Origin of the sequence: Aliivibrio sp. SR45-2, assembly GCF_963890165.1 — a bacterium.
Taxonomy (GTDB): domain Bacteria; phylum Pseudomonadota; class Gammaproteobacteria; order Enterobacterales; family Vibrionaceae; genus Aliivibrio; species Aliivibrio salmonicida.
Genome location: NZ_CAWPRC010000166.1, coordinates 20,856 through 32,679, shown reverse-complemented (window position 1 = coordinate 32,679; position 11,824 = coordinate 20,856). Strand labels below are relative to the sequence as shown.

The window sequence follows — 11,824 nt, the reverse complement described above, 5'->3', positions numbered from 1 at the left end:
CAAAAGAAAAAGAACAACAGCAAAAACAAGAAGAAGAGAAATCAGCCGCAGCTAAAGCTGAAGAAGACAAAAAAAGCGAGCAAGATAAAGCAGACGAGAAACAACAAGCTCAGATGCAATCACAACAAGTGCCACCAAACAGTGATGTGATAAAAACCGATCCTCGTTTACAGAAACTAGAGCAATCTGGCGCAAAAGAAGATGAATTACTTCGTGCCCAACTCTATTTACAAGCTCAACAACAAGAAGCGCCACAAGCTTCTGAAAATGAATGGTAATTTTGATGAGTATAAAACAAGTCACCCTATCTTCCATGATGAAGGCTTCTACAATGCGCTTTTCTATTATTAATACGTCTCTAATAAAAAAAGTCGTCTTATTTGCAGTGCTGTGTGTAAGTGGCATCTCGTTAAGTTACGCTCAAGCGACAGCAACCGTGAGCAAAAACCAAATTACTGAAAACGAAGTGATTCAGTTAATGGTGTCAGTCGATAAAAGTGCCGATCAAAGTAAGTTTGATACAAGCCAGCTTGGTAACGACTTCCGCTCAGGCCAAGTGAGCTTTGGTAGCTCACGATCACTCGTCAATGGCGAATACAGTGTACAAAGTCAATGGACGGTCTCTATTGCTCCAACAAGAATGGGCACGCTAACCATTCCTAGTTTGAACGTTGCCGGTGAGAAAACTAATCCAATCACAATTCGAGTCAACAAAGACGCCACAGCACCAAAAAGCAGTGATGTGATTAAAGTCAGTGGTGAATTAACCAAGTCAGAATTATACGAAGGTGAAACGGCACAATTTCATGCCAAAATTGCCATCTTTGCTGATACGCGTCGTTTAAAAGATCCCAACATCATAACCCCACAAGGCAATGGCGTTGAGTTTTCCCCTGTTGGTGAAAGTAAACAATACCAAACCGTGATTGATGGATTGCAAGCCACCGTCGTTGAACAGACTTTCAATGTCAGCGCAGATAAAGTAGGTGAACTGCATTTTTCAGGCTTGGCTTTTACTGGCGGCCTGATCCAAACGGATCGTTATGGACGTAGCACTAAACTGATCCCATTAAACATCTCACCAGAGAATTATCAATTAACCGTATTAGCAAAACCTGCCGACTTTAAAGGCACTTGGTTACCAACCTCTAGTTTAAAACTAGGTCAACAATGGCTAATTGATGGAAAACCAATGATATCCACAACCATTGAGGCCGGCACTGCTATCACTCGTCAGATAATTCTGAACATGGCTGATGTTCCGCCAGAAAAATTACCAACACTGTCCATTGAGTACCCTAAATCGGTTCGTATGTACGATGAAAAGCCCATAATAGGCACAGACAGTGAAGGAAACAGTGTGATGACAATTAAACAAGTTATCATTCCACACAAAGCGGGAAGCGTGACATTACCGGCAGTTTCCGTTCAATGGTGGAACAGTAAGACACGACAATCAGAGACCGCAACCCTTGAATCATTGCAGTTAACTATCACACCAAGCACTCAAACTGATGAGCAAAAGATCCAGCAACAAACATATGCGCAGCCTGTTGACGTAGAAAAACGTGATGAAGCTCAAAGTTTTTGGCCTTATACCACCGTTCTGTTCGCTTTATTATGGTTGATAACGCTTCTTGCATGGTACATCCACCATACAAAAGTTCAGTCTTCTAAAAAAGAAGAAAAGCACACAGTAGGTACAAGTACTATTGACACAAAAGCACTCATCCGTGCAGTAAGTGATAACAACAGTATATTAGCGCATCAAATCTTAATGGATCTAGCCCCTTTACTGTTAGAACAAGGCATTGATGTTGGTGCAATTAAAATGTGCATCACTGCACTTAGCCAGCAACAATACTCAAAAGAAAACAACAAGTTAAACTCAACAAAACACATAATCACTGAGATTAATGCTTTATTGAATAAGAAAAATATAGCAAGTTCAAAAGAGGTTACCTTGGAGCAACTATAACGTTAAGTGCTCTCTTTTAATCGTCCCAAATAGCCAGTTGAGTCAACTGGCTATTTTTTATTATGAATGATCATCTACCCCTTATTCCCCCTCGCTTTTGTCACTATTCTTTATTTACGATTTGAATTAAGCCTCTATTGGTTTTTGTTCCTAGTTTACGCAAACGATCTCTATCAAATTTTCAAATAAAACTTCTTCTTATTCTCTTTATTTTATTATTTACCATTGACATCTATCCCATAAAGCTCAATTATTGATGCATCAAATGTTCACTACCATTTCATTTGTTCAAGCAAATGAGAATCAATGGCAGCGAAACGGACTTTAAAGAAGATGCTAAACAGCATGTGATCAGTAAGGGTAAGTAGTATGACAACTCAATTAGAACAACTTCGTAAACTAACAACAGTAGTAGCAGACACTGGTGATATTGAAGCAATTGCGAAATACACACCTGAAGATGCAACCACTAACCCTTCTCTAATTCTAAAAGCAGCACAAATTGCAGAGTACGCGCCATTAATTGATGCTTCAATTGAATACGCAAAAGCACAAAGCAACGACAAAGCACAGCAAGTACAAGATACGTGTGACATGCTTGCAGTGAGCATTGGTAAAGAAATCTTAAAAGTAGTTCCTGGTCGTATCTCTACAGAAGTAGACGCTTGTCTTTCTTACGACACAGAAGGCAGCATTGCAAAAGCGCGCCAACTTATCAAAATGTACAACGATGCCGGCATCACTAACGATCGCATCCTTATCAAACTGGCTTCAACGTGGGAAGGTATTCGCGCTGCTGAAGTTCTAGAAAAAGAAGGCATCAACTGTAACCTAACGCTTCTTTTCTCTTTCGCTCAAGCGCGTGCATGTGCTGAAGCAGGCGTTTTCTTAATCTCTCCTTTTGTTGGTCGCATTATGGACTGGTACAAAGCAAAAGAAGGTCGTGATTTTGAACCAAGCGAAGATCCAGGTGTTATCTCTGTTGCTGGTATCTATAACTACTACAAAGAGCACGGCTACAAAACAGTCGTAATGGGCGCAAGCTTCCGTAACATCGGTGAAATCCTTGAGTTAGCAGGTTGTGACCGTCTAACAATTAGCCCTAATCTACTTCAAGAACTTGAAGACGCCACTGGCGAAGTGGTTGAGAAACTAATTGATACTAACGGCAATAAAGAATGCCCAGCAGCAATGACTCACGCGGAATTCTTATGGGATCACAACCAAGACCCAATGGCGGTTGAGAAACTGGCTGAAGGCATCCGTAACTTTGCGGTTGACCAAGGCAAGCTTGAAGAAATGATAGCAGCTAAGCTTTAATACATAATTTCAAATTGGGCTGATATTTATCGGCCCTTCTTTTATTCAAATATTCGAGTTAATTATTATGAATCGATCTTCTCTAACAAATAAGCATCTAGCTAATGCAATTCGTGCTTTAAGCATGGACGGCGTGCAACAAGCAAACTCTGGTCACCCTGGCGCACCAATGGGCATGGCTGACATCGCTGAAGTACTTTGGCGCTCTCACCTAAACCATAACCCTGCAAACCCTGATTGGGCTGATCGCGACCGTTTCATTCTTTCGAATGGCCACGGTTCTATGCTAATTTATTCTCTGCTTCACCTTGCAGGTTATGAATTATCAATTGAAGATCTTAAAAACTTCCGTCAATTGCATTCTAAAACACCAGGTCACCCTGAGTACGGTTATGCACCAGGCATCGAAACAACAACTGGTCCTCTAGGCCAAGGCATCACAAATGCAGTTGGTATGGCGATGGCTGAAAAAGCATTAGCCGCGCAGTTCAACAAAGAAGGCCACGACATCGTTGATCACTTCACTTATGCATTCATGGGTGATGGTTGTTTGATGGAAGGTATCTCTCATGAGTCATGCTCTCTAGCGGGTACGCTTGGTCTTGGTAAGCTGGTTGCTTTCTGGGATGACAACGGCATCTCTATCGATGGTGAAGTGGAAGGTTGGTTCTCTGACGATACACCTAAACGTTTTGAAGCGTACGGCTGGCATGTGATCCCTGCGGTTGATGGCCACGATGCTGATGCAATTAATGCGGCAATCGTAGCAGCAAAAGCAGACCCTCGCCCGACTCTGATTTGTACTAAAACTATCATCGGTTTTGGCTCTCCAAATAAAGAAGGCACACATGACTGTCACGGTGCTCCACTAGGTCACGACGAAATTAAAGCAGCGAAAGCAAAATTAGGTTGGGAGTACGGTTCTTTTGAAATTCCGTCGGAAGTTTACGCAGAATGGAACGCGAAAGACGCAGGCGCAACTAAGGAAGCGGCGTGGAATGAGAAGTTTGCAGCTTATGAAGCAGCCTACCCAAAACTTGCAGCAGAATTTACTCGCCGCGTAAACGGTGATTTACCCGCAGAGTGGGAAGAAAAAGCAAATGCAATCATTGCAGAGCTTCAAGCTAACCCTGCAAACATCGCATCACGTAAAGCATCACAAAATGCATTAGAAGCGTTCGGTACCATGTTACCTGAATTCATGGGCGGCTCTGCTGACCTTGCTCCTTCTAACCTAACAATGTGGTCTGGTTCTAAATCACTAACCGCGGATGATTTCTCTGGCAACTACATTCACTACGGTGTTCGTGAATTTGGTATGACAGCTATCATGAACGGCATGGCGTTACACGGTGGTTTCGTACCTTACGGCGCAACATTCCTAATGTTCATGGAATACGCACGTAACGCAATGCGTATGGCTGCACTGATGAAAATTCAGAACATTCAAGTGTACACACACGATTCAATCGGTCTAGGCGAAGATGGTCCAACTCACCAACCGGTTGAGCAAGTGGCTTCTCTACGTCTAACACCAAACATGAGCACATGGCGTCCATGTGACCAAGTTGAATCTGCTGTAGCATGGAAACTTGCGATTGAACGTCGCGATGGCCCATCAGCACTTATCTTCTCTCGTCAAAATCTTGCACAACAAGAGCGTGATGCAGAGCAAGTAGCTAACATCGCTAAAGGTGGCTACATTCTTAAAGATTGTGAAGGCCAACCTGAACTAATCTTTATCGCTACAGGCTCTGAAGTTCAGCTTGCGGTTGAAGCTGCGGCTCAACTAACTGCTGAAGGTAAAGCGGTACGTGTTGTATCAATGCCTGCAACTGATGCGTTTGATAAACAAGACGCAGCGTACCGCGAAGCAGTTCTACCATCATCAGTAACAAAACGTGTTGCTATTGAAGCGGGTATTGCTGACTTCTGGTTCAAGTACGTTGGTTTAAACGGCAAGATCATTGGTATGACAACGTTTGGCGAATCAGCACCGGCTGAAGAGCTGTTCAAAATGTTTGGTTTCACTACTGAAAATGCAGTGAAAACAGCAAAAGAGCTTTTAGCTTAATTAAGCAAATCGCTTCACTGAACAAATAAAACAATACAAAAAAGGACTTACTATTACAGTAAGTCCTTTAACAAAAAAACCTCGTAGGATCTCCAGTTTATACTTGAGCTTATCGAGGTTTTTTTATGCTTTCTTTTATAGTTAAGCCGTTCCCTTAATCGTGCAGGATCACATTCTTATATCTGTCTTGATCTTGTGCACTCTCAGGTTGAGTTTTAAAACGCTTATGCAACCACATCCATTGAGAGAGCCCTTTATTAATTAAACGCTCAATCTCATGGTTCAATACTTTAGCGGCGGTTACCGCGTCTCTACGAGGGATTTCATCGCTTAAATCATTACCCACTTCTAACGTATAATGACTGCCTTTTCGAATACTCGATCCTGACATCACCGCACATTTAGACATATCAATTAAGAAACTAGATCCCGTCGTTGTTGCCGCTTCTTCTACAGCAAAAAATGGAACAAACACCGCGTTTTTCTTACCATAATCATGATCAGGCAAATACCAAAGACGATTGCCAGATTTAAGTACTTTAACCATACTTTTTACATCATGACGATCGATCATCTGGTGGCCTTTACGGGTACGACCTCGGTGTTGAATAAACTCAAATACAGGGTTACTGTTAGCACGATAAACGCCATAGCCAGGAGCAAATAGACTGAATATTCGAGCCGTCATTTCCAAGTTTAAAAAGTGACAACATATAACTAGTACGCCTCGCCCTTCTTTTTCTTGCTCTAATATTTTTTCTTTACCAATGATCGATACGTGACGTCTAACTCGCCAATCAGGCCAAAACCACGCCATTCCCATTTCAATAATGGCTAAGCCTGTGTTTTTAAAATTCTCTTGAACGATATTTTCTATTTCTAATCGCGAATAATGAGGAAAACTGAGCGTTAAGTTTTTTCGAGCAATATCTCCCCGCTTCTTTAAAAATAGCTGAAAGACTTTTCCTATTCCACTTCCCAATAGTTTAAGGATAAAAAAAGGAAGGACATTAACTAAAATAGCAAGAACAGCAAAAAAGCCCCATAAAAACCAATATTTCGGAGACAACAGATTCCATGTAAATTTAGGGCTTGGAACGGTTTTCATCATTCAACCTTATCAAAACTGAGATTAGTATCAGTATAATACAAGTGTCATGAAATTTTAGTGAAAATAGCAGTCATAATAGAAATTCTTACTTCAATTAAGCCTAAATCCTAATGAATTTCGCTTATCTATCCTGTGATAATAACAATTATGGCTGATAACTACGCTATGACGTATCTTGTACTTACCTATTACATGGTCATTCGAATGGAAGCCATGAACAAAAAAACCAGCAATTAAGCTGGTTTTTATTATTTAAACGCTTACAAAACAGTAATTACATCATCAAACGCTTTACGAGATTTTGGTAAACCTGCGTTGTAGTCTTCACTTGCATGGTGGTAACCAATAGCAAGCGCAACATGACACTCATAACCGTCTAATTGTTCTGAAAATAATTCCCCCACAAGTTGAGGGTCAATGCCTTCCATTGTCGTCGAATCGATATTCAAGCGAGCAAGCGTATGCAGCGCATTTCCAAGTGCAAGATAGGTTTGAGACTTAGTCCACGCCTTATGCTCACCCTTTTCATCTTTATTCAGTTCAACAAAACCGTATGCACCAAACGCCGCTTCTTTCTTGTCTTCAGGCATACGTTTATCCGCAATGCCTTTATCAACCACAACTTCGTAATCTTCACGCGTGTACTTAACTTTATGAGCAAATAAGATCACATGAGAAGAGGCTTTAACATGAGGCTGGTTAAATTGATGCATATTCGCGAATGAGTCATGCATGCGTTGTTTCGCTTCATCAGATTCAATCACAACAAATTTCCAAGGTTGAGAATTAATTGATGACGCAGACAAACGCAACGCTTCTAGCAATACAGCAAGATCGTCTTGAGATACTTTCTTGCTTGAGTCGTATTTTTTAGCGGTATAACGGTTTTCTAAATCTTTAATAATTTGATGCTTCATTATAATTCTGCCTGTCATCTGTTTGATTGATTCAAATGTAGTTAAGCTTTGATGAAATAAGTTTTGCACCAGTAGAGAGTGAAGTCAACCAGTTAACTTTTAGTAACCTAGTTTCTTTTTACTCATTCCATTGTATTTATGGCACCTCGATAAAGCCACTAACTCACAATAGTCACTTTATTTCGTCCACTCTCTTTTGATGTATAGAGCGCGGCATCCGCTCGTTTGTAAGCATAACTAAATGACGTATCTCGGCTTACCACACCACCAATAGAAATCGTAACTTCAATCCCTTTAATCTCATGCTTTTCAATCACAGCTCGAATTAGATCCGCTTTAATGGCTAACTGATCTTCTGTTAAGGGCTCAAAAGCGACGATAAACTCTTCGCCTCCCCAACGAACCGCGATGTCTTTAGGTTCTATTTGATTCAAAATACGTACAGCAACTTCTTGAATAACTTCGTCACCAATTTTATGCCCATAGGTGTCGTTAATACGCTTAAAGTGGTCAATATCAATAAGAAGTAGCGAATGCGATGTCTTTTTCTGTAAACGTTTCTCGTAAAAATCACGTCGATAAAAGCCAGTCATGCGATCAAACTGCACTAGTTTTTTGCGATGATTGAAATTTAATCGTAAAAGGTAAAAACTTAACGACAATAATAACGAAGGCATTAAGATCTCTTTGATAAGATCTATCAATCGTATTCCTAGTGTTATCTCATCTTGAGCAGAGCAAGGTAAAAGCATCGATTCTTGATAACTGTTATTCGTGCTATTGCTGTTAATAACGGTGTTATTTTCATCATTAAACGTCTTAACTTTATCTGAAAGTAACGACGCTTTAATATCAACAATTAACAATGAATCAAGGTGTTTCTTATTGTATATCGGGTAATAGACAGAGCGAATGATTTCATTCATGCCTTTCTCTGTATACTTTTCTGTTAATTTTAAATTACACCCATAGAAAGATTGATACGTGGCATTTAAACTTTCTTTATCTACAATTTCTTCGATGACGTTTTCGTTATTCAAGCCGTCATAAAACATTTCATAGCTTTTTCTCAATGGATCAAAATGCACATATTTAGACGGGTTTTCAAAAACAGCAATCGTCCATAAGCTGCCTCCAATTAACTTTTCTAATTCGGTCCGTAATTTTTTAATGCCAGTAGACAACACTTTAACTTCGGTATCACGATTAACAACAATATGGACGCCATTACGGTTGTATTCGCCTTTCTCTAAAAAGATAGAATCGACATTATTATAATAAGATGAGAAACGACGACTGATAGAGTAAATGCCTTTGTAATCTTCGACTACACCACGCTCTAATCGATGTAAAGACACGATATTAAAGAAGAAATAAAATACCCAAAGTACACACAGAATTATCCCCCATATTTTCAAGAAAACAAAAGTTTCATGAGTAAGTACATAATTTTGTTTGCTATTTGGCATTTTATTCCTCACAAAAAATCATCAAATATAAACCAAGACATAGATAATACAATCAGTATTTTTATATAAGATGGGACAAGATCATGATTTAAATAAAATACTTTCAATTCAACAACATAAATTCAGAAAGTAAAACCTCTGTAACATACTCTTTAAACATAAAAAGGCCGCTCAATGCGACCTTTGATTTCTACATTAGTTTATACCGCTGATTATTTAGCGATTGTTGCTAATGCCAGTTTGTTAAGTACCGTAGATACTTTACCAATAACAGCATCACATCCTTTCATGTTATGACGCTCTTTAAGGTAACTCGGATTATTATATGATAGCCATACTTTTTGATTTACATCTTCGGTAATAAGCACCTTTTGAGGCAGGTCAATGGCAACATCTTGCGCGCACTGCATCAAGAGTGTTCCAACCTTGGGGTTACCAAAAATAATCACCTCGGTTGGTCTTAAATCCATATTCACACTGGCTGCATTTTTTTGATGATCTACCCTTGTGAACAGAGTAAACCCTTTACTTTCAGCAATAGATTCAAATCTATTAGCGGTTTCTTTTACAGAGTACGAACTCTCGTATTTAATCACACTTTCTTCTGCACTTACTGCAAAAGAAGCGGTAAACATAATGACACCAAGCGAAATAAACTTAATCATAAACATACCTTTTATTTTAATTATTTGAAGACGTATTCATTCTCAATTTTCATCTATTTATTACTTGATAACACCACACACTAAACGAGCACCGCCACCACCCAGAGCTTTAGGATGATCAGAATGATTATCACTGCCAGCATGTATCATTAATGCGCGACCAGATAAGTTAGCTAGCGTAATTTTAGGTGATAAGACCGGTTGCACTGCATTGCCGTCCATATCAACGTAAAGTGGAGGCAGATCCCCTAAATGGCTATCATTAGACCATGGAAAACCATGTTGCCCTGTTTTCATTGGATCATAATGACCTCCCGCTGCACCGCCTAAAATAGTTTGACTATTCTTTTCAGAGGTATCACAAGAAGGATTTTCGTGGACATGAAAACCATGTAAACCTTGTGGTAATCCCGACAAATTCGGCGTAAATACCACGCCATACTCATTTTGCTCTGCTGATACATAACCAACAATTTTACCTGAATCTAAATCTTTCATTTCAATTGAAATGTCTGATGCACTCGCTCCAGCTGACGCAACGAACAAGGTAGTAAGTAAAAGTTTTTTAAACATGAAATTATCCTTAATATAAAAATTTCACCGCATTTATAGCATGGCTCCGAAATTATAAATAACGATTAATTTATTAGTTATCAATCGATTTTTTCGATTGACTCAGCAAATAATACTTTGAGTGTACTTCATCGAGTAAATATCTGTAACACAACCCCAACATTAAGACGCAGCGACGATGAATCCCCCGTAGTGGTCTAACTCACCATTAAAGAAGAGCATCGCTTTTTTGTTTAACTATTGGGTATAAAAAAACCACCCTAAGGTGGTTAATGGTATTAAAGTTCAATTCCCGTAAATTCCATTGGTGTATCATCAAACATAAAGGTCACATGACTGCACCCTTCAAACTCACGAATCATAACTTGATTAGTATTTGCTGAATTTGTATTAATAATCGTCATGATATCTTGAACCGTATCCACTTGCGTATCACTACATAAACGATACTTCTTAACGATTTCAACGTTATCATCCGTCGTAGATTGAAGATCCAACTCGGCATGCACAACTTGGATGCCCGATAGCTCCGCTGTAATTTGAATATCAAATCCACTTACATCATATTTAACCATTTCACGCTCTAATGCCTTAAATTTCGAACTCACTTATATCAAATAAAAAACAAAACTGTGAGCTTTATTATTAAACTAACTCAGATTTCAGCGCTTCTGTGGGAGCAACCACCACGTATTTTACACTCTTCATATTAGAGTCAGCTTCGCTTTCATAACGAGATCTTAGCTCACCGTTCTAAACGTTATTTCATTAATTATTGGTATGATCTCTTATGAATCATCACTCAGTTACTCCTTAATAACGGTGTTGTCGTGTAAATTATTCACTCCACTCTAGAGGTAATATTTCTGTGAAGCTGGTTTACTTTCTGCTACAGAATTTATGCTAGGGTTTTACATACTTAATATAAAAAGGAGAAATATTATTATGAAACCAGAGTTTATATACGAAATACCTGAAGGATTAGGATCTGCAGGCCAAGCAACAGCGGAAAGAGAAGCTGAGCAACTTTACTCAGATTTAATCGGTAAAGGCGCCAGAAACATGACAGAGATTAAGATTGAAATAAAAGACATGAACGTCATTGCCAGCTGGGTGATTGATGGCGAAAGGTATTACAACAACTAGTGCGTAAATTAATACGATGAACCTATCTCTGTAGGTTCATTCCCCTATTTTATTTTTCATTCCAAAAATACATGTCGTATTTAGTTCCAGATTGTCTTCTCTGTAAACTAAGGTTAAATAAGTCTAATTTACTGCGTATGATATTAAAAGAAATCTGATTTAAGTCGAAATCTCTTTGACTTTTTAGGCTCTACAATTGATTTTCTATCATCAAACTCATTACAATATCGCTCTGCCATTTTATAAATACTCGACCGAATATGTTCATAACCTTTACCTGAATACAATTGATATTTAAACATCATTTCTGCCATTTCTGCCGCTGTAAACCCTTCTTCATGCCATTCAATCGCTTGATTCAAAAAGAACGTTACATTCTCATTTGGGCGTTTAAGTTTAAAACTTGATACTTGTTTGAAATTTTTAATAAGCATGGCGATTTTCCTTATAGAACTGTTTAGCGCTTTCAACAAAAGCATCTAAAAACGTATCATCAAAATTGGTTGTATGACTAAAATATGTTGGTATTCCCCGCCCATTATTATTGATTAGTATAAATCGAATTCGACAA

11 protein-coding genes and 1 pseudogene are annotated in these 11,824 nt (G+C 38.9%); 5 read left to right on the top strand and 7 right to left on the bottom strand.

Annotated elements, in window-relative coordinates; all coding sequences use genetic code 11:
- The 4 genes and pseudogenes from AACV33_RS14365 to tkt all read left to right on the top strand — a co-directional run.
- Positions 1-278, top strand: a pseudogene (locus tag AACV33_RS14365) (transporter); the annotation flags it as partial.
- 5 nt (positions 279-283) lie between these two features.
- Positions 284-1,978 (top strand): BatD family protein, encoded by a 1,695-nt coding sequence (locus AACV33_RS14360; protein WP_255458609.1) that lies wholly within the window; start codon positions 284-286, stop codon positions 1,976-1,978.
- Between the two features lie 369 nt (positions 1,979-2,347).
- Entirely contained in the window at positions 2,348-3,298 is a 951-nt protein-coding gene (tal, locus tag AACV33_RS14355; RefSeq protein WP_017020373.1) for a transaldolase, read from the top strand.
- 67 nt (positions 3,299-3,365) lie between these two features.
- A complete protein-coding gene (gene tkt / locus AACV33_RS14350; protein ID WP_182700347.1) occupies positions 3,366-5,372 on the top strand; it encodes a transketolase in 2,007 nt (668 codons plus the stop codon).
- A gap of 154 nt (positions 5,373-5,526) precedes the next feature.
- Here tkt and AACV33_RS14345 read toward each other — a convergent pair whose 3' ends face one another.
- From AACV33_RS14345 to AACV33_RS14320, 6 genes are all read right to left on the bottom strand, one after another.
- The gene (locus AACV33_RS14345; RefSeq protein ID WP_023604555.1) at positions 5,527-6,480 is read right to left on the bottom strand and encodes a Kdo(2)-lipid IV(A) acyltransferase; all 954 of its coding nucleotides are present in this window, start codon (positions 6,478-6,480) and stop codon (positions 5,527-5,529) included.
- A gap of 263 nt (positions 6,481-6,743) precedes the next feature.
- Entirely contained in the window at positions 6,744-7,400 is a 657-nt protein-coding gene (locus tag AACV33_RS14340; RefSeq protein ID WP_182700346.1) for an NAD(P)H-dependent oxidoreductase, read from the bottom strand.
- A 158-nt stretch (positions 7,401-7,558) separates the two neighbouring features.
- Positions 7,559-8,869: a GGDEF domain-containing protein gene (locus tag AACV33_RS14335; protein ID WP_182700345.1), complete on the bottom strand. Its 1,311-nt coding sequence runs from the start codon at positions 8,867-8,869 to the stop codon at positions 7,559-7,561.
- Positions 8,870-9,081: 212 nt separating this feature from the next.
- Positions 9,082-9,534, bottom strand: coding sequence for a DUF302 domain-containing protein (locus AACV33_RS14330; RefSeq protein ID WP_023604558.1), 453 nt, complete (start codon positions 9,532-9,534; stop codon positions 9,082-9,084).
- A gap of 60 nt (positions 9,535-9,594) precedes the next feature.
- Positions 9,595-10,107 (bottom strand): superoxide dismutase family protein, encoded by a 513-nt coding sequence (locus tag AACV33_RS14325; RefSeq protein ID WP_023604559.1) that lies wholly within the window; start codon positions 10,105-10,107, stop codon positions 9,595-9,597.
- Positions 10,108-10,385: 278 nt separating this feature from the next.
- Entirely contained in the window at positions 10,386-10,715 is a 330-nt protein-coding gene (locus tag AACV33_RS14320; protein ID WP_244886280.1) for a hypothetical protein, read from the bottom strand.
- Positions 10,716-11,052: 337 nt separating this feature from the next.
- Here AACV33_RS14320 and AACV33_RS14315 point away from each other — a divergent pair, with 337 nt between their 5' ends.
- Positions 11,053-11,253 (top strand): hypothetical protein, encoded by a 201-nt coding sequence (locus tag AACV33_RS14315; protein ID WP_023604561.1) that lies wholly within the window; start codon positions 11,053-11,055, stop codon positions 11,251-11,253.
- 143 nt (positions 11,254-11,396) lie between these two features.
- Here AACV33_RS14315 and AACV33_RS14310 read toward each other — a convergent pair whose 3' ends face one another.
- A complete protein-coding gene (locus tag AACV33_RS14310; RefSeq protein WP_023604562.1) occupies positions 11,397-11,687 on the bottom strand; it encodes a hypothetical protein in 291 nt (96 codons plus the stop codon).
- Between the last annotated feature and the right edge of the window lie 137 nt (positions 11,688-11,824).